Below are 16211 nucleotides of genomic sequence, written 5' to 3'. Positions count from 1 at the left end.
CCCGCTTTCCGCCGCCGCGGGTGTGACCGGATCCCTCATGTGCGCAGTTGCGCACATGAACCTATAGTCGTGGTGTTGGCCGAGCCGTCGTGGCAAGGGGGACCGCCGCATGCTTTCGGTACTGCGCCACCGCGCCTATCGCCACCTCTTCGCGGCACAGGTCATCGCCCTGGCGGGCACGGGCCTGGCCACCGTCGCCCTGGGACTGCTCGCCTACGACGTCGCGGGAGCGGACGCCGGCTCGGTGCTCGGCACCGCCCTTGCGATCAAGATGGTGGCGTACGTCCTGATAGCCCCGGCCGTCGGCGCTGTGGCCGACCGGCTTCCCCGCCGCGCCCTGCTGGTGAGCGCCGACCTGATCAGAGCCTGCGCCGCTCTCGCGCTGCCCTTCGTCGGCCAGGTGTGGCAGGTGTACGCCCTGATCTTCGTCCTCCAAGCCGCGTCCGCCGCCTTCCTGCCCGTCTTCCAGGCGGCCGTGCCGGAGGTGCTGCCGGACGAGCGCGACTACACCCGGGCACTGTCCCTGTCCCGGCTCGCCTACGACCTGGAGAGCCTGGCCAGCCCGGCTCTCGCCGCCGTGCTGCTGTCGATGACGACGTACAGCGGGCTGTTCGCCGGCACCGTGATCGGTTTCGTGGGGTCCGCGGCGCTGGTGGTCTCCACCGCGCTGCCGAAGGCGGTCGCATCGCCGCGCACGGGTGGCCTGTGCAGGCGGACGACCGCCGGCGTCCGGTCCTTCTGCGCGGTGCCGCGACTGCGTGCCCTGCTGGCGCTCGACCTGGTGGTTGCGGCGGCGGGCGCGGTCGTCCTCGTCAACACCGTCGTGTACGTACGTGATCACCTCGACCGCTCCGCCGGGGACGTCGCCGTCGCGCTCGGTGCCTACGGGGCCGGCTCCATGGCCGTCGCGCTGGTGCTGCCACGCGTGCTCGACCGGGTGTCCGACCGTGCCGTCATGCTGCGCGGTGCCCTGCTCATCGCTCTGGTCTTCGCCGGTCCGGCCGTCATCAGCGCCGCCGGGACGGGTGACTGGCGCTGGCCCGCCCTGCTGACGGCCTGGGCCGCGTTCGGTGCGGCGTCCTCGATGGTGCTCGCCCCTGCCGGTCGGCTGCTCCGCCGCTCCTCCGGGCCCGCCGGCCGCACGGAGCTGTTCGCCGCGCAGTTCTCCCTCTCGCACGCCTGCTGGCTGCTGGCGTACCCGCTCGCGGGCCGGCTCGGCGCGACGGCAGGGCTCCTGCCGGCCGTCATCGCCCTGTGGGTGATCGCCTGTGCGGCCGGGGTGCTCGCGGTGCGCCTGTGGCCGCCGCACGACACGGAGCCGGTCGTCCATCTGCACACCGGGCTGGACGCCGGGCATCCCCATGTGGCGGATGCCGCTCCGGTACCGGGTGGCTGGCAGCACAGCCACGACCTGGTCGCCGACGCGCTGCACGCCCCCGCGCGCTGACCGGGCCACCGGCGTGGCCGCACGCCGCGCGGGGTAACCAGCCTCCACTGCAGGGAACGACAAGGCGGTGCTCATGGTGCTCTCGCGACGAGGTTCCGCGACCACGACCGTGGCCAGGGCGGCGGTCGCGGCCGTCGCGCTCCTGCTCACCGCGGCATGCGACGACGCCCAGGAGCCGCCGCCCCGGCCGACCGCCACCGGCCCCTCGGCCACGCCACCGTCCCGCAGCCCCTCCCCCGGCACCTCCCCGTCGGCCCCCGTCTCCCCCTCGCCCGCACCTACCGCGGCCACACCGGAGGACCCGGCCGCCGCGCAGGAGGAGATCCGCACCTCGTGGGCACGCTTCTTCGGCCCGGAATCGTCCGTTCAGGACCGGGTGGACGTGGCGGAGAACGGCGAGCAGTACCGACTCATGATCGAGGCGCTGACCACGGACCGGGAGGCCCGGCTCCTGCGGGTCCGCGTCGACTCGGTGACGTTCGGCTCGGACCTGCGCGCCGCGGTCCGCTACAAGCTGTTCAGCGACGGCCGGGACACCGGGCACGACGCCCCGGGCAGTGCGGTGTACCAGGACGGCACATGGAAGGTGTCCTTCGGAACCGTCTGCTCCCTCACCCAGTACGGCGAGGACGTCCCCCAGGCAGCCACCTGCCCGCCCCCGGACTGACCACCCGGCGCTCGCTTCGGCTCTGCCAGAGCGGCGGTGGTGACGGGGTCACCGTGAAGACCGGCACGCTGCCGTCCGGCATCCCCGGCGCGGTGTTCGGCCCGCGCTCGCTCACCCTTCCGGGGTGATGCGGCGAAGCACCCCCGCACCCATCGTCGGAAGTGCACGGCAGCGACGCGGAGGAGACGGCGATGGACGGTTATGTCGACTTGGCCTATGACTACCCCCTTCTCGGGGCCTTCTGGACCACCATGTGGGTCTTCCTGTGGATCCTGTGGTTCCTCATGCTCTTCCGGATCATCGGTGACATCTTCCGCGACGACACGCTCTCCGGGCTCGGCAAGACGGGATGGCTCGTGTTCGTCATCGTGCTGCCCTTCCTCGGCGTCTTCGTGTACCTCCTCGCCCGCGGAAAGGGCATGGGCGGGCGCCAGATACGACACGCCCAGGAGCAGCAGGAAGCACTGGACACCTACATCCGGCGGGCCGCGGGCACGCCGGCCGCCTCCGAGGTGGAACAGCTCGCGAAGCTCTCCGAGATCCGCGCCAGGGGCGACATCTCGGACGTGGAGTTCCAGCGCGCCAAGGAGAAGATCCTGCACTGACACCGGCACGGGCACCCACGGACGCGCATACCGGGAAGAGGGCGGCATGCGGACCACGCACGCACCGGCCAGGAGCAGCGGGACGTTCGCCGGCGATCTGCTGATCTTCGCGGCCGTCATGACGGTGATCGCGGGCGTCCTGGACGTCCCGCGCCGGCATCTTGGGCATCGCCGGGGACGACCTCTTCCTCGAAGCGCCCGGCTGCACCTCCGCGTTCGACCTCGCCGGCTGGAGCTGGATCCACCTGGTCGTCGGCGCCCTGGCGGTCCTGATGGGCGTCGGACTGGCCAAGGGCCGTCCGTGGGCCCGTCTCCTGGGAGTGGTGGTGGCGTCACTGCTGCTCATCGCCAATTCCTCTCCATCTCCGCCTACCCGCTGTGGTCGATCGTGGCCGCCGCCCTGGACGCCTTCGCCATCCGGGCTCTGTGCGTCGGTCAGACGGGAAGGCGCTGATCACGTGAAAGGGTGATCGGTCATGTGCCGGTGGCTGGCCTACTCGGGAACGCCCATACTGCTCGACAACATCCTGTACAAGCCCGCGCACTCACTCATCGACCAGAGCCTCCACTCCCGCCTGGGCGTCGAGACGACCAACGGCGACGGATTCGGCATCGGCTGGTACACGCCGGACGGGAGCACCGGCACTCCGGCGGTCGTACGCGATGTGGGCCCCGCCTGGAACAACCGCAATCTCCGCGAGATCGCCCAGCACATCCGCTCCCCCCTGTTCTTCGCCCACATCCGGGCCTCGACCGGGACGGCGGTGCAGCAGACGAACTGCCACCCCTTCCGCCACGGTCGCTGGATGTGGATGCACAACGGCGCCATCGCCGGCTTCCACACGCTGCGCCGAGAGCTCTGCCTGGCCGTGGAGCCGTCCCTGTACCCCGATATCGAGGGATCCACGGACTCCGAGGTGATGTTCTTCCTCGCTCTCACCTTCGGCCTCGACGAGGACCCTCCGGGCGCGGTGGCCCGGATGGCGGGGCTGGTGGAGCGCACCGGTCACGCGCACGGCATCGCCGCTCCGCTGCAGATGACCGTGGCCGTGACGGACGGCTCGGTGACCTGGGCGTTCCGCTACGCCAGCGGCGGCACCGCCCGGTCGCTGTACTACAGCACCAAGGTCGACTCGCTGCGGGCGCTGCACCCCGACCTGACGTTTCTGCAGGAGGTGTCGGACGAGACGCGCCTGGTCGTGTCGGAGCCGCTGGGCGATCTTCCCGGGGCGTGGAACGAGGTGCCCGAGCACCATTACGGCGTCGTACGGCCCGGGGCGGACGCACTCCTGCCCTTCGCCCCCGCACCCGTCTGACGCCACGGAACCCGTGGCCTCCCTCGTCGTGACATCACCGCCTCGTTTCACCCGCCGGGGGTGATCCGGACCTGTCACCCCGTCCCGCACAGTCGAATCGACCCTCGAACCGACGACGAGGAGGTGGCGGACCACCACCGGCGACCAACGGCCGGACAACCCGCCCAGCGGGGCCGGACCGCCGAAACAGGGGTGCGGGGGTGATGTCCGCGGCCCCGACCTGCACCTACCATCCGATCAGGAGTCAAGAACCCATGACCACCATGCACACCCAGACCAGGAGACACGACGCCCTGGCCAGTGGTCTCGTGACGTTCGCGGCTGTGATGCTCCTTGTCGCAGGCATTCTGGACATCTTCCGCGGAATCATGGGGATAGCCGAGGACGACGTCTTCGTCACCACGCCCGAATACATCTTCCGGTTCGATCTCACCACGTGGGGATGGCTCCACTTGGCCTTCGGTGTCCTCGCGGCCATCGTCGGTGTCGGCCTGCTGAGGCCGTCGATGTGGGCACGGGTCGCCGGTGTGGGCCTGGCGGCCATTCTCCTCGTCATCAACTTCCTGTCCCTCCCGTACTACCCGGTGTGGTCGATCGTGGGCATCGCGATGTACGCCTTCATCATCTGGGCGCTGTGCACCGTGCGGTCGCCGGATTCCTGACCCGTCCCGGGCGGCCGGGTCGCACGCGGGCATCTCACCCGTCGGGCGACCCGGCTCCGACGATCGCGCACCCCCTGGGCGACGGTCCCGGCGGCGATGTCCGTCCGTACGTGGGCCAGGGAGGTGTCGGTGCCCCCGACCCGGCTGATCACCTTTGGTCACAGCACTGCCGACCGGGCGGCGCTGATCGCATTGCTGCGCCGGGCCGGCATCGCCGCCGTGGTGGATGTGAGGACCGCCCCCGGCAGCCGCCGCGAACCGGACCTGTCACGGCAGCGGCTGGCCGATTGGATGCCCGCCGCGGGCATCGCCTACCGGTGGGAGCAGCGTCTGGGAGGGTTCCGCAGACCGCCGCCGGACTCGCCCGACACGGTCTGGCGTCATGCCTCCTTCCGCGGCTACGCAGCTCACGCCCGTACGCCGCAGTTCCTCGCCGCCATGGAGGAGTTGTTGCGGCAGGCAGCGCAGGAGCGCACGGCGGTGATGTGCAGCGAGGCGGTGTGGTGGCGATGCCACCGTCGCCTCATCGCCGATTTCGCCGTGCTCGCCCGCGGTGTGCCCGTCGATCACCTCATGCACGACGGCCGGCTGACGGCGCACTCCCCCACACCCGGGGTACGGCTCCGGGCCGACGGCCTCCTCGTCTACGACGCGGCTCCGGCGCCGTCGTGACGGGCGCGGAAGCCTGACAGCCGGGCCGGCTGTCAGGGGCCGAGCGTGGTGAGAAGCCCCCGACGATGGCTCCGTAGCCGATGTGGACGAGGACGGTGATCACGGGCGTGCTCGGTCCGTAGTTGAGCATCAGGAAGCTGCACCAGGTAGCCGGCGGCCTTGGCGCGCGTGCGGTCGACGGTCACCGCCGTGCCGAGCAGGAACGGCAGGTCCATGCGCGTCAGGCGCATCTCCCCGGCGGCGCGCAACGCCGTGGTCAGCACCGGCGTGCCGACGAACGCCCCGGCGGCCGTCCCCCACGCGCTCACCTGTCCGCCTCCTTGCCGGTGGTGTCGAGGGCGCAGGCGGCGCTGATCAGCGCCAGGTGGCTCAGCCCCTGGGGCAGGTTCCCCAGGAAGTCACCGGTGGCCGGGGCGATCTTCATCCCGGCCGTCGCTTCTCTCGTCCCGGCCGTCCCTTCTCCTGCACTTCGGCCGCCAGGACGACAAGTCCCCCTGGCGGGCGGTGTGCTGGCGCAGGACACCGCCAAGAGGCGCCGACACCGGCGTCTTCGACGCCACTTGGGCTCCGGCGCCCCGCGGGACAACGGCCCGGCCGGCGCCCTGAACGTCCGGGAGCCGGTCGCCGGCGCGTGACTGCCCGGTCCACCGACGCCTCGTCCCGCACCCGCTCCCGGCCGTCCCCGGTTGTGCGAGACACCGCTGCGCGGACGGCGGTTGCGGCACTTCGTCCCGCACACGCCTCGGCAGGCCGGAAAGCGAAGAGCCGGCCCGGCCGACTTCTCGACGTGCGTGTCACCACGCGCGGGTGAACCATGGAAAGAGATCGTGCGCACAGCGACCGCATGCGGGGGGACGTCAAAGCAAGGGCTCCGACGCACAGAGGTGGCGAGCGTGGACGTTTTCGATGCCGTCGTCGTCGGGTCGGGTTTCGGCGGGTCCGTGACCGCCTTTCGCCTGGCCGAGGCCGACCTGAACGTATGCCTTCTGGAAAGAGGCAAGCCGTTCCCACCCGGGTCCTTTCCCCGCAGCCCCCATGACGCGGCCAAGAACTTCTGGGATCCGGACTCCCGCCTGTACGGGATGTACGACATGTGGAGCTTCTCGAAGCTCGACGCCCTGGTGTCCAGCGGGCTGGGCGGAGGCTCGCTGATCTACGCGAATGTGCTGATCCGCAAGCCCGAAAGCTGGTTCGTGCACGAGTCGTTCGACGGTGGCTACGAGGACTGGCCCGTCACACGTGAGGACCTCGATCCTCACTACGGTCGCGTCGAGACCATGATGGGTGCGCAGCCGTACCCGTTCGGCGTGCCGCCCTACCGGGACACGCCCAAGACCCTCGCCATGCAGCAGGCCGCCTCGCAGCTGGGTCTTCCGTGGGAGCTTCCGCGGCTGGCCGTCTCCTTCGGAGAGCCGCCGGTGCCCGGCGCCCCCATCAAGGGCGGTGAGGACAACCTGCACCACAGCCCGCGCTCCACGTGCCGGCTTGTCGGTGAATGCGACATGGGCTGCAACTTCGGCAGCAAGAACAGTCTGGATTTCACCTACCTCAGCGCCGCCGACCGGCTCGGGTCGGACATCCGGACCCTCTGTGAGGTCCGCTCGTTCGAGCCCGTCCGGGAGGGGTTCCTGGTCTCGTACATCGACCACGGTGCGGCCGGGGGCGGGGATCCGCTCGCTCCTCCCGAGCTGCACACCGTCAGGACGAGACGGCTGATCCTCTCCGCCGGTGCGCTCGGCACCACCTATCTGCTGCTGAGAAACCGCAGCGCCTTTCCTGCCCTCAGCCCGGCGCTGGGTACGCACTTCTCCGGAAACGGGGACTTTCTCGGGCTGGTGGTCAAAGCACGGGAGAAGCGCCGGGACCGGCCCGGTGAGACGGTTCCGCGCATGCTGGAACCGAGTTTCGGCCCGGTCATCACCAGTGCGATGCGCCTGGACCGCAAGGAGAACGACGACTCCGCCCGGGGCTTCTACATCGAGGATGCCGGTTACCCGGAATTCCTCAACTGGCTTGTCGAGCACAATGTGCTGACCATGTCGAACAGGGTCACGCGGTTCCTGTTGCGGCGCGGGTGGTCGCAGCTCACGAGAACCGCCAGGAGCCGTGTGGGGCGACAGCTCGGTGACGCCATGGGCAAGGGGCTGTTCACCGCGACGTCCATACCGCTGCTCGGAATGGGGCGGGACGTGCCCAACGGCCGCATGTTCCTCCGGGACGGACATCTGGACCTCGACTGGGGTCTGGCCGCCTCCGATCAGTACTTCGACCACATGAACGAGACGATGATGCGTGTGTCCCGCAGTCTGGGCGGACGCTACGCCTCGAATCCCCTGTGGTGGCTCAACCGCCTCATCACCGTGCATCCCGTGGGTGGCGCACCGATGGGGCGCACCGAGCGGGAAGGCGTGGTGGACTCCTTCGGGCGCGTGTACGGCTATCCGGGCTTGTCGATCGCCGACGGCTCGGTGATGCCCGGTCCCGTCGGCCCGAATCCGTCGCTCACCATCGCGGCGCTGGCCGACCGGTCGGCCGAGCGCATCATCGACGATCACCGGCACAATCCTACGAGGCCCTCATGACGACCGGTCGGAACAGCGAGCACCGCAGCGGCACCCCGCGCCGATCCCTCATCCTCGCCGGCGGCGGGCTGAAGGTGGCTTTCCAGGCGGGGGTCCTTCAGGTCCTCCTCGACGAGGCCGAGCTGGAGTTCGACCATGCCGATGGGGCCAGCGGAGGTGTGTTCAACCTGGCGATGTACTGCCAGGGGATGTCCGGGCGCGAGATCGCGGACAACTGGCGCAACCTCTCTCCTCTGAAGGGCGTCGCCCCGAACTGGCGTGAGCTGCCGAAGGGGCCGTACGCCCGTTCCCTCTTCACGCTGGACGGCTATCGGCGTCGCGTCTTCCCGGGATGGGGACTGGACTGGGAGAGGATCCGGGCCACCGATCGCGAAGCCACGTTCAACCTCTACAACTTCAGTGCCAACGAACTGGAGACGGTGACCGCCGCCCACATGGACGAGGATCGCTTCTGTGCCGGGGTGGCGCTGCCCATGTGGTTCCCTCCGGTCGTCATCGACGGGCAGACCTACATCGACCCGGTCTACCTGACCGATGGCAACGTCGAGGAGGCGATTCGGCGGGGCTGCGACGAACTGTGGATCATCTGGACGGTCAGCCGACTGCACCGCTGGCGGGACGGCTTCGTGGCCAACTATTTCCACATCATCGAAACGGTCGCCAACGGTCAGCTGCAGCACTGGCTGCGCCGGATCGAGGCCAGCAACGCGGCCATCCGCAGAGGAGATGCCGGAGAGTTCGGCCGCCTGATCGACGTGAGGCTCCTGAGCGCCGAGGTTCCACTGAACTACCTCATCAACTTCAGCAAGGACCGTTTCGCCCAGGCCGTGGAGCTCGGAGTGCACCGTGCTCGCGACTGGTGCACGGCCCAGGGAATTCCCTGGCGGACCGGCGCCCCTCCGGACCGCCCCGACCCCACCCGTATCCGGTTCACGGAACGCATGGCCGGCCGTGTCGCCTTCGGCACGAAGGACGTCCAGGAGGTGTCCTCGTCGGACGGTGGAGCAGCCGCCGACCTGGCCGTGCACCTGACCATCGACATCCGGGGAGTGGATCGCTTCCTGAGCGATCCGGAGCATGAAGCCGCTCTGCGGGGAGAAGTCGTCTGCCAGGAGCTGGGCGGACGCCTTCCGGTCGAGCGAGGAACCTTCCAGCTGTTCGTGGCACAGGGCGACCCGGAACACCTGCGGATGCTGTACCGCTTGTTCTTCACCGACCGAGCCGGTCATCGGCTCACACTCAGTGGACACAAGAGCGTCAGCGTGGACTCCCGCCGGGGAGTCTGGAAGGACACGACGACCCTCCACACACGCATCGTTCGTGGCCACGTCGATGCCGAGGAGGAGCCCGAAGCCGAGTTGGTGGCCTCGGGATCCGTTCGCATCCGCCCCACCGACTTCCTGAAGCAGCTCACCACCTTCAGGGTCGAAGCGGCGACGCTCCCCGGCAGGGCGACGACGCTGGGACGCTTCGGTCGGTTCTTCCTCGGAAAGCTGTGGGACGTGTACGGACAGGCCGTCCTGCCCTGGTCACCGCTGTGACCGGCGCCCGCGCCGCCACGTGACGCCGTACGCGACGACACGCGCCGCAAGAGAGATCCCGGGCCGACGGAGGAGCCATCGTGAACCTTGACGAGTTGCGCACGCACGCGGCGGCGCTCCGGTTCACCCCACAGGAACCGGTGCGCTGGCTGGCACCGAGGGAGCTGGCTCGTACCGCGGTGAAGGTCGGGCTGGCCGCCGTGTTCGCCGGCTACTCGGACAAGCGCGAGGTACAGGGCGCGCTCGAGAGCGGTCTGCTGCGGGCACCGCTGGCGGATCCGGACGCGGAGGAGATCTGGATCGACTTCGTCGCCGACCTCGGCGACGGCTTCGAGGCGACGTACTCGGTGGCATCCGCCCTGGCCGCGAACCGGCTCTCCGTCGCCGGGGCCGACTCGTTCCCTCGTGGCTCGCTGCTCGTCCTGGGCGGGGACCTCGTGTACCCGGTGGCCTCGACGACGGCGTACGAGGACCGGATGAAGGGGCCCTACCGAGCCGCGCTCCCGTCGGCACCGGACCAGCCGCTCATGGTGGCGCTGCCGGGTAACCACGACTGGTACGACGGACTCACCGCGTTCCTGCGGATGTTCGCCCAGGGACGGCGCATCGGCGGCTGGCGGACCCGGCAGACCCGGAGCTACTTCGCCGTGAAGCTGCCGCAGCGCTGGTGGCTCGTCGGGCTGGACAGCCAGCTCGGCTCCTACTTCGACGATCCGCAGCGGCGCTACTTCGAGTCCGTGCTCTCTCCGCAACTGCAGCCGGGCGACAGCGTGATCGTCTGCTCCGCCGCGCCCACGTGGGTGAAGAGCGACAAGGAGCCCAACGCCTTCAACTCCCTGCACTGGTTCGACCGGAACATCATACGGACCCGGTTCGACCCGGACACCGGGAGACGCGAGGACACGGGCGCGTCCATCCGGCTGTGGCTGACCGGCGACAAGCACCACTACGCCCGCTACGCGGAACGGCTCCCCGACGACCGGCCCGGCTCCGACGACGCCCTCCCTCCGGACCCCCGTCGACGCCAGATGGTGACGTGCGGCCTGGGCGGCGCGTTCCTGGCCGCCACGCACTGGCTCCCGAAGGCCCTGCCGCTGCCGCCCGCCACGTCGCGGATGCGGGAGAAGGACGAACCGCCGTCAGGATTCGCCCTCGCACAGCACACGTACCCCGATGCGAAGGAGTCCCGCTCGCTCGCCCGCGCGATCGCCCGGCCTTGGTCGCCGTACTGGCTCCCGTGGCGCAACCGCGGGTTCGCAGTACTGGCCGGGATGGTGCAGGTGATGCTCGTGCTGTTGGCGAGTGGCGCGTTCGCGCTCGCCGACGGCAGACGCAATCCCCTCGACGCCCTGCGCCGGGCCGGCGTCGACGACCTGCTCGGCCTGCTCTGCACGAGTGCCGCCTTCTTCGTTCTGCCCTTCTTGTTCGGCTGGGCCGGGCGGCTGCGGACCGGACGGCGGCCGTCGTTCGGTCCGGTCGTGGCCGTGCTGTTCCAGTTGGCGGCCGCGGTCGCGGCGCTGTCCGTCGCTGTCGCCGTGGCCCGTTCGGTCCCGCTCACCTGGAGCCGGATCTGGATCCTGGCGATCCTGCTGTTCTTCGCCGCCGCGCTGGGCGCACTCCTCGGCTCGCAGTTCTTCGCCCTGTGGGTGCTGTGGACGCACAGCGGTCAAGCCGCCGAGTGGCAGATGTCCGGGCAGTCCATCGACGACCGCACGGGATTCGTCCGGATGCACATCGCACCGGACGGCACGCTCACCCTCCACCCGCTGGCGCTCGACGGCACCTGCCGGGACTGGCTCCTCGACGAGGTTGCCGACACCCCCGCGGCCTGGACGCGGCCGGTGCCCAGGACGCCGCCGACCGCGCGGCTCATCGAAGAACCCGTCGTGATCGCGCCGACGCGGGGGCCCGGTGCCTAGGAGGACATTCCGGCGAGGCCGCGGACGGCCTCGCCCGATTCGCCGGTCCAGCCGGGCGCCAGGACGCAACGGCCCGCACGGGGACACCGAGCCGGTCGAGGCGGGTGGCGGACGCCGGCCCGGGAGTCAGGCGTCCGTGTACCGGGCGGCGTACTCCTCGCTGGGCGGGACGACGGTGATGACGTCGATCAGCACCCCGTCGAGGGCAGCAACGATGAAGTGGCGCTGGCCGAACTCCTCCGTACGCAGTGGCAGTACCTCGGGCAGGCCGGCCTCCACGACGAGCCGCTGGTGCTCGGAGTCCACGTCGTCCACCTCGAAGTTGAGCAGCAAGCCGCCCCGGAGGGCGACCCGGTGGCCCTCGGGGACGGTCGGGTGGGCATGGTCGAGGAGGGCCAGTTCGTAGTGCGGGGCGTCGGGGCGGCGCAGACTGACGTACCAGTCCGCCTCGAAGGTCACCTCGAACCCGAGGTGGCGGGTGTAGAAGTCGCGGGAGGCCGCCACGTCCCGGGTGGCCAGCACCGGGTAGAAGCCGCCGAGGCGGGTCGTGGGCATGGTCGTGAGTGCGTTCGTCATCGCAAGGGTCCTTCGGTCCATTTCACATACCGGGGGTATGCGAGTCGGGGCGTTAGCATACCCTCGGTACGCGAAATGGAAAGGGCGGTGTGCGCGATGGCGGTCAACCGGGCGGAGCAGCGGGCGGCCACGCGGAATGCGCTGCTGGCGGAAGGACAGCGGCGGTTCGCCGCCGACGGGTACCACCACGTGGTGCTGGCCGAGGTGGCGCGGGCGGCCGGGGTCACCAAGGGGGCCGCCTACCACCACTTCGCCAGCAAAGCGGGGCTCTTCCGGGCCGTCGTCTCCGAGGTCCAGCGGCAGCTGGGCGAACGCGTCGCGACCGCAGCCGAGCAGTACGAGGACCTCTGGGAGCAACTCCGGGCGGGCTGCCGGGCCTTCCTGGCCGCGGGTACCGACCCGGCGGTGCGGCAAATCCTGCTGGTCGACGCGCCGACCGTGCTGGGCTGGGACGAGTGGCGGACCATGGACGAGGAGTCCTCCGCCCGGCACCTCGAAGAGGCACTGGCGGCGCTGGTCGCAGCCGGGCTCATCGCCGATCAGCCGGTGGAGCCCCTGGCCCGGCTGCTGTCGGGGGCGATGAACGAGGCCGCGCTCTGGATCGCGCGGGGCGGGGACCCGCAGGCCGGGGAGCAGGCGCTCGACCGGTTGCTGGCGGGGCTGCGCACCCCGGCCCGACCCTCCCCAGCAGACACTCAGCACCCTGCGCCGGGCGCCTGATGCGCGAGTCCGCGCGATCAACTTGCCCTCGCCCCGCTGCCGGCGGCTTTCGTGCTCCGACCCGCGCCCGCACGCGCCCGCACGGGTCGACGGCACGAGCAACACCGCCCTCCTCTGCGCGCTCCCGCTCTTCCCCTTCCCATTCCCCGACAGCCGCCGTCGGCGCGATCGTCATGGTCTTCCCGAGGGGGTCGTGCGCCGGCTCCGGCGGAGCCAGTCGATCCAGACGGGTACCGCACCGGTAGAGCCGAGCAGGCCAGGGGCCGAGTTGCTCCTCAGCGCACGCCAGAGATACCGGAGGGGGCTTTCTTGAGACGTCGTAGCGGAGGGGACTGCGGCCGAGGGGGACGAAGGCGTCGTGTCCGCTCGATGGCGCTCCCGGCACACAACGAGGCGTGGGAAGTCCGGCGGCGCAGTGCGTCGCGGTGGGCGTCGGAGTCGTAGTCCTTGTCGCCGGGCGGCGCTACGGTCCGCGCCGGGGTCGGCCGGGGGCGGCCCGCGACGGGCGGGATGTCGTCGACGCGACCGGCACCGCACCCCCGGCCCCCCGTGCACATGGCAGCCAACTGATCGGCCTCGCGGCGGATCAAGCGCCCCAGGGGCCGCTCATGAGGCGGCCGGACGCCATGGCGAACACGACCGCCGCTGCGGAGCAGAGCGCGAGGACGAGGAAGAGGCCGTCGTATCCGCCGAGTGGTCCGGCCAGTGCCGCGCCGGCCCATGGGGCGACGGCTGCCGCCACGGTGGCCGGCGCAATGAGCAGAGCGGACAAGCGGCCGTAGTCCGCGGTGCCCCAGCGGTCGGAGACGGCAGTGGCATGGAGGAGGGTGAGGTTGCCGCGTACCACTCCGGCCAGGATGGCGATCACGACGAGCGGGGCGATCGGTCCGGGTACGAGGGCGAGGGCCGCTGTGGTGACTCCCCCGGCCGCGATCAGGATCGTCGTGCGTGTCGTCACGCCGGTCCGGTGCGCGAGCGTGGCGTACAGCGTGCGGCCGAGTGTCTGGCCGGCGCCACCGAGCCCGAGGGCCCAGGCTGCGGTCGTGGTGCCGGCGCCGCGTTCGGTGAGCAGCGGCACGAGCCCGATCACGACGGCGTACATGGCGAAGCCGGAGAGGGTGAAGGCCGCCGCCAGCAGCAGGAAAGGGCGGGAACGGCTGATCCGCGTGGCCGTGGCGGATGCCTGACCGCTCGGGGTGGACGGCGCGGGCGGCCAGGGGGCCCGCAGGGCGAGGGCATGGGCGGGGATGGTGACGACGGCCAGGACCGCGGCGAGCACGGCGTAGGTCGCCCGCCAGCTCAGGTGCTCGGCGAGCGCGGCGGTCAGCGGGGCGAAGACGGTGGAGGCCAGGCCGCCGGCAAGGGTGATGACGGTGAGGGCGCGGACCCGGTCGGGCCCCCACCAGCGGGTGACGGCGGCGAAGGCGGGGTGGTAGAAGGTGGCCGCCATGGCGACACCGGCCGCCATCCATGCGGCGAAGAAGACCGTCATGTTCGGGGTCGCGGCGATGGCCAGCAGGGCGAGGACCGCCAGGACCGAGCCGCCGGTCATGACGGCGTGCGGTCCATGCCGGTCCAGGAAGCGGCCGATCGGGATCCCGGCCGCTGCCGAGACCAGCAGGGCTGCCGAGAACGCGGCGGTCGTCGTACTGGCCGACCAGCCCGTGTCGGCGGTGATGCGGGAGAGCAGGACGGGAAAGGCGTAATAGACGATGCCCCAGCCGGTGATCTGCGTGGCGCACAGGGCGGGCAGGACGGCGCGGGGCCGCGACCGGTCCCCCGTTCCGGTCGCGGCCTTGCCGAGGTCGAGGCGTGCCACGGTGGTCAGCAGCCGCCGGAGGAGACGGGAGCTCCGATCCCGATCTGAAGCGTGGAGGGGGTCGCGCAGCACCCTCCGCCGCTCGCCGCGCCGGACGCCTCCGGCTCGTCGAAAAGGCCGGCCCCGCCGCACACGCCGGTCTCGGGCAGCGTCAGCTCGACGCGCTCGGCGGCCTCCCGGTCACCGGCGAGGGCGGCGGCGATGGAGCGGACCTGCTCGTAGCCGGTCATCGCGAGGAAGGTCGGGGCGCGGCCGTAGCTCTTCATGCCGACGAGGTAGACGTCCTTCTCGGGGTGGGCCAGCTCCTTCACCCCGTGCGGGTAGACGGTGCCGCAGGAGTGGACGTTGGGGTCGATGAGCGGGGCGAGGTCCAGCGGGGCCTGGAGGCGCTCGTCGAGGCCGAGGCGCAGCTCGGAGAGGAAGGACAGGTCGGGGCGCAGACCGGTCAGGACGACGACCTCGTCGACCGGGTCGAGCCGGCGGCCGTCCTCGGCGACCAGGACCACCTGTTCGCCGGCACGCTCGACGGCGGTCGTACGGAAGCCGGTGACTGCGTCCGCGCAGCCGTTGTCCACGGCCGCCTTGGCCGCGAGACCGAGGGCGCCACGAGCGGGGAGCTGGTCGGCCTCACCACCGCCGAAGGTGGAGCCGCTGATCCCCCGGCGCAGGATCCAGGTGGCGTGCGTACCGGAGCCGTCATGGGACGTGGCCAGCTCGGCGAGCGCGGCGAGGGCGGTGAAGGCGGAGGCGCCGGAGCCGATGACAGCGGTGCGCTTCCCGGCGTAACGGACACGAACGGCAGGGTCCTTGAGGTCGGGGACGCGGTAGGAGATACGGTCGGCGGCCGCGAGCTCGCCGAGGGCCGGCAGGCCGTCGCCGCCGATGGGGCCCGGCGTGGACCACGTACCGGAAGCGTCGATCACCGCCCGGGCGGTCAGGCGCTCCTCACGGCCGTCGGCGTACGCGACGTGGACGGTGAAAGGCTGCGCGTCGCGGTCGGCGTCGACGACCCGGTCACGGCCGAGGCGCGAGACTCCGGTGACCCGGGCGCCGAAGCGGACCTTGTCCCCGAGGACGCCGGCCAGCGGCTGGAGGTACAGCTCGGCCCAGTCGCCGCCCGTGGGGTAGGTCGCCCCGTCGGGAGCCGCCCAGCCGGTGGGGGCCAGCAGCTTCTCCGCCGCCGGGTCGACGAGCTCGGCCCAGGGCGAGAACAGACGGACGTGGCTCCACTCGCGCACCGCCGCGCCCGCGGCATGGCCGGCCTCCAGGACCAGCGGTTCCAGGCCGCGCTCGACGAGGTGGGCGGCGGCCGCCAGGCCGATGGGGCCTGCTCCGACGACCACGGTCGGAAGCGCGGTCGCGGACGCGTCGGTGGTCGGCGCAGACATGATGACTCCCTTGATTCGACATCTGTCAATGGCTTGCGCACCCAGCATGACAGTTGCATCGATGTGCGTCAACATAGACATTCATCGAAACGGGGAGCCGATGGGGCGGCTCGACGTCGTGATCGTGGGGAGCGGATCGGGGGCGGACAGTCCAACCTCGCCGCCCCGGCGGTCCGGGCGTCAGTGCGTACGCCCTGACACGACACGGTGGCTTCGATCCGGTGGGCGAAGCGCGCGCGCCGACCTTAGGCGGCAGCCGGCCCTGCCGCCCTGGTTCGACATGTGTCAACATAGACG

15 protein-coding genes are annotated in these 16211 nt (G+C 71.0%); 11 read left to right on the top strand and 4 right to left on the bottom strand.

Annotation, left to right across the window (positions count from 1 at the left end; translation table 11 throughout):
- The first annotated feature begins 109 nt into the window (after positions 1–109).
- The 7 genes from IH00_RS0130780 (at position 110) to IH00_RS0130755 (ending at position 5369) form a co-directional block, all read left to right on the top strand.
- The gene (locus tag IH00_RS0130780; protein ID WP_031079325.1) at positions 110–1447 is read left to right on the top strand and encodes an MFS transporter; all 1338 of its coding nucleotides are present in this window, start codon (positions 110–112) and stop codon (positions 1445–1447) included.
- A gap of 73 nt (positions 1448–1520) precedes the next feature.
- Positions 1521–2114 carry an MTB12 C-terminal domain-containing protein gene (locus IH00_RS0130775; protein WP_063835456.1) on the top strand — a complete coding sequence of 198 codons (594 nt, stop codon included), beginning with the start codon at positions 1521–1523 and terminating at the stop codon, positions 2112–2114.
- A gap of 191 nt (positions 2115–2305) precedes the next feature.
- On the top strand, positions 2306–2719 hold the full coding sequence (locus IH00_RS0130770; protein WP_031079323.1) for an SHOCT domain-containing protein: 414 nt from the start codon (positions 2306–2308) through the stop codon (positions 2717–2719).
- Between the two features lie 161 nt (positions 2720–2880).
- Entirely contained in the window at positions 2881–3189 is a 309-nt protein-coding gene (locus IH00_RS45540) for a DUF7144 family membrane protein (RefSeq protein WP_420710942.1), read from the top strand.
- 6 nt (positions 3190–3195) lie between these two features.
- Positions 3196–4035: a class II glutamine amidotransferase gene (locus tag IH00_RS0130765; RefSeq protein WP_031079322.1), complete on the top strand. Its 840-nt coding sequence runs from the start codon at positions 3196–3198 to the stop codon at positions 4033–4035.
- 254 nt (positions 4036–4289) lie between these two features.
- Positions 4290–4697 carry a DUF7144 family membrane protein gene (locus tag IH00_RS0130760; protein WP_031079319.1) on the top strand — a complete coding sequence of 136 codons (408 nt, stop codon included), beginning with the start codon at positions 4290–4292 and terminating at the stop codon, positions 4695–4697.
- A gap of 129 nt (positions 4698–4826) precedes the next feature.
- Positions 4827–5369 carry a DUF488 domain-containing protein gene (locus tag IH00_RS0130755; protein ID WP_234335022.1) on the top strand — a complete coding sequence of 181 codons (543 nt, stop codon included), beginning with the start codon at positions 4827–4829 and terminating at the stop codon, positions 5367–5369.
- A 32-nt stretch (positions 5370–5401) separates the two neighbouring features.
- Here IH00_RS0130755 and IH00_RS0130750 read toward each other — a convergent pair whose 3' ends face one another.
- The gene (locus tag IH00_RS0130750) at positions 5402–5677 is read right to left on the bottom strand and encodes a hypothetical protein (protein WP_031079316.1); all 276 of its coding nucleotides are present in this window, start codon (positions 5675–5677) and stop codon (positions 5402–5404) included.
- A gap of 519 nt (positions 5678–6196) precedes the next feature.
- Between IH00_RS0130750 and IH00_RS0130740 the strand changes: the two genes are divergently transcribed.
- The 3 genes from IH00_RS0130740 to IH00_RS0130730 all read left to right on the top strand — a co-directional run bounded on the left by IH00_RS0130740 (position 6197) and on the right by IH00_RS0130730 (position 11411).
- A complete protein-coding gene (locus IH00_RS0130740; RefSeq protein ID WP_199819843.1) occupies positions 6197–7951 on the top strand; it encodes a GMC oxidoreductase in 1755 nt (584 codons plus the stop codon).
- A complete protein-coding gene (locus IH00_RS0130735) occupies positions 7948–9492 on the top strand; it encodes a patatin-like phospholipase family protein (RefSeq protein WP_031079314.1) in 1545 nt (514 codons plus the stop codon). The genes IH00_RS0130740 and IH00_RS0130735 overlap by 4 nt, the downstream gene beginning before the upstream one ends.
- Before the next feature lie 80 nt (positions 9493–9572).
- Positions 9573–11411 (top strand): metallophosphoesterase family protein, encoded by a 1839-nt coding sequence (locus tag IH00_RS0130730; RefSeq protein WP_031079312.1) that lies wholly within the window; start codon positions 9573–9575, stop codon positions 11409–11411.
- 126 nt (positions 11412–11537) lie between these two features.
- Here IH00_RS0130730 and IH00_RS0130725 read toward each other — a convergent pair whose 3' ends face one another.
- A complete protein-coding gene (locus IH00_RS0130725; protein WP_031079310.1) occupies positions 11538–11966 on the bottom strand; it encodes a VOC family protein in 429 nt (142 codons plus the stop codon).
- A 117-nt stretch (positions 11967–12083) separates the two neighbouring features.
- Here IH00_RS0130725 and IH00_RS0130720 point away from each other — a divergent pair, with 117 nt between their 5' ends.
- Entirely contained in the window at positions 12084–12707 is a 624-nt protein-coding gene (locus IH00_RS0130720; RefSeq protein ID WP_052411755.1) for a TetR/AcrR family transcriptional regulator, read from the top strand.
- A gap of 586 nt (positions 12708–13293) precedes the next feature.
- Here the strand turns inward: IH00_RS0130720 and IH00_RS0130715 are convergent.
- Complete coding sequence (locus IH00_RS0130715; RefSeq protein WP_039947599.1) at positions 13294–14526, bottom strand: MFS transporter; 1233 nt, start codon at positions 14524–14526, stop codon at positions 13294–13296.
- A 5-nt stretch (positions 14527–14531) separates the two neighbouring features.
- Complete coding sequence (locus tag IH00_RS0130710; RefSeq protein WP_031079305.1) at positions 14532–15914, bottom strand: NAD(P)-binding domain-containing protein; 1383 nt, start codon at positions 15912–15914, stop codon at positions 14532–14534.
- Between the last annotated feature and the right edge of the window lie 297 nt (positions 15915–16211).

The organism is Streptomyces sp. NRRL S-118, assembly GCF_000716335.1.
Lineage (GTDB): Bacteria > Actinomycetota > Actinomycetes > Streptomycetales > Streptomycetaceae > Streptomyces.
This window is presented reverse-complemented; position numbering and strand designations above follow the sequence as displayed.

Coding starts and splice junctions, on each gene's coding strand:
- IH00_RS0130760 (WP_031079319.1), top strand. CDS start 4,290: ATGACCACCATGCACACCCAGACCAGGAGACACGACGCCCTGGCCAGT.
- IH00_RS0130780 (WP_031079325.1), top strand. CDS start 110: ATGCTTTCGGTACTGCGCCACCGCGCCTATCGCCACCTCTTCGCGGCA.
- IH00_RS0130775 (WP_063835456.1), top strand. CDS start 1,521: ATGGTGCTCTCGCGACGAGGTTCCGCGACCACGACCGTGGCCAGGGCG.
- IH00_RS0130725 (WP_031079310.1), bottom strand. CDS start 11,966: ATGCCCACGACCCGCCTCGGCGGCTTCTACCCGGTGCTGGCCACCCGG.
- IH00_RS0130765 (WP_031079322.1), top strand. CDS start 3,196: ATGTGCCGGTGGCTGGCCTACTCGGGAACGCCCATACTGCTCGACAAC.
- IH00_RS0130710 (WP_031079305.1), bottom strand. CDS start 15,914: ATGTCTGCGCCGACCACCGACGCGTCCGCGACCGCGCTTCCGACCGTG.
- IH00_RS0130720 (WP_052411755.1), top strand. CDS start 12,084: ATGGCGGTCAACCGGGCGGAGCAGCGGGCGGCCACGCGGAATGCGCTG.
- IH00_RS0130735 (WP_031079314.1), top strand. CDS start 7,948: ATGACGACCGGTCGGAACAGCGAGCACCGCAGCGGCACCCCGCGCCGA.
- IH00_RS0130770 (WP_031079323.1), top strand. CDS start 2,306: ATGGACGGTTATGTCGACTTGGCCTATGACTACCCCCTTCTCGGGGCC.